The following is a 1008-nucleotide window of genomic DNA, read 5'->3' as shown; positions in this document are numbered from 1 at the left end:
GCCCAGGGGCTGTTGCATTCCCTGGGCATCACCGGCTGGCAGGACGCGCTGCTCGGCGAGTTCGGCGGCAGGCCCGACCCGTCGGACGCCTACATGACGGCGGCCCGTGACGGTTCACTCACCGCCCGGGTGACCGGCGCCCTGTGGTGGGACCGGGAACGTGGCGCCGAACAGATCCCCGAACTGGCCGCCCGGCGCTCGCGGCTGAGCCACGGCCGGTTCCGCGCGAGCTCGGTGAAGATCATGCAGGACGGCATCGCGGAGAACTTCACCGCCGCACTGACCACCCCCTACCTGGACGGCTGCGGCTGCGCCACCACCAACACCGGCCTCAGCTTCGTCGACCCCGTCGCACTGCGGGAACACGTCACCGCGCTGGACGCCCTCGACTTCCAGGTCCACTTCCACGCCCTGGGCGACCGGGCCGTCCGCGAGGCCCTCGACGCCCTGGAGGCCGCGGTCACCGCCAACGGACGACGCGGCAACCGCCACCACCTCGCCCACCTCCAGGTCGTCCACCCCGACGACATCCCCCGGTTCGCGGCACTCGGCGCGATCGCCAACATCCAGCCGCTGTGGGCCGCCCACGAACCCCAGATGGACGAACTGACCATCCCCTTCCTCGGACCCGAACTCGCCTCCCGGCAATACCCGTTCGGCGACCTGCTGCGGGCCGGCGCCACCCTGGCCGCCGGCAGCGACTGGCCCGTCAGCAGCCCGAACCCGCTCGAAGGCATCCACGTCGCCGTCAACCGCAAGGAGCCGGGCACCACCGACGACCGGATCTTCCTGCCCGAACAGCGCATCGACCCCGCCACCGCCCTGACCGCCTACACCGCCGGCTCCGCCCACGTCAACGGCCACCACGACACCGGCAGCCTCCACCCCGGAAACCTCGCCGACCTCGCAATCCTGGACCGCGACATCTTCGCGGCCCCGCCCGAGGAGATCGCGTCGGCGCGGGTCGAACGGACCTACGTCGGCGGCCGACTCGTCCACTCGGTCTGA

Annotated in this window: 1 protein-coding gene; it reads left to right on the top strand. The window is 72.0% G+C overall.

From position 1 onward, the window contains the following. Positions 1-1008, top strand: a 1008-nt coding sequence (locus ABZZ04_RS39450; protein ID WP_356937063.1) for an amidohydrolase family protein, incomplete at its 5' end; no start/stop codon positions are given.

The organism is Streptomyces sp. NPDC006435, assembly GCF_040612315.1.
Taxonomy (GTDB): Bacteria; Actinomycetota; Actinomycetes; order Streptomycetales; family Streptomycetaceae; genus Streptomyces.
Note: the sequence above shows the minus strand (reverse complement) of the source record. Positions and strands in the feature narration are given on the sequence as shown.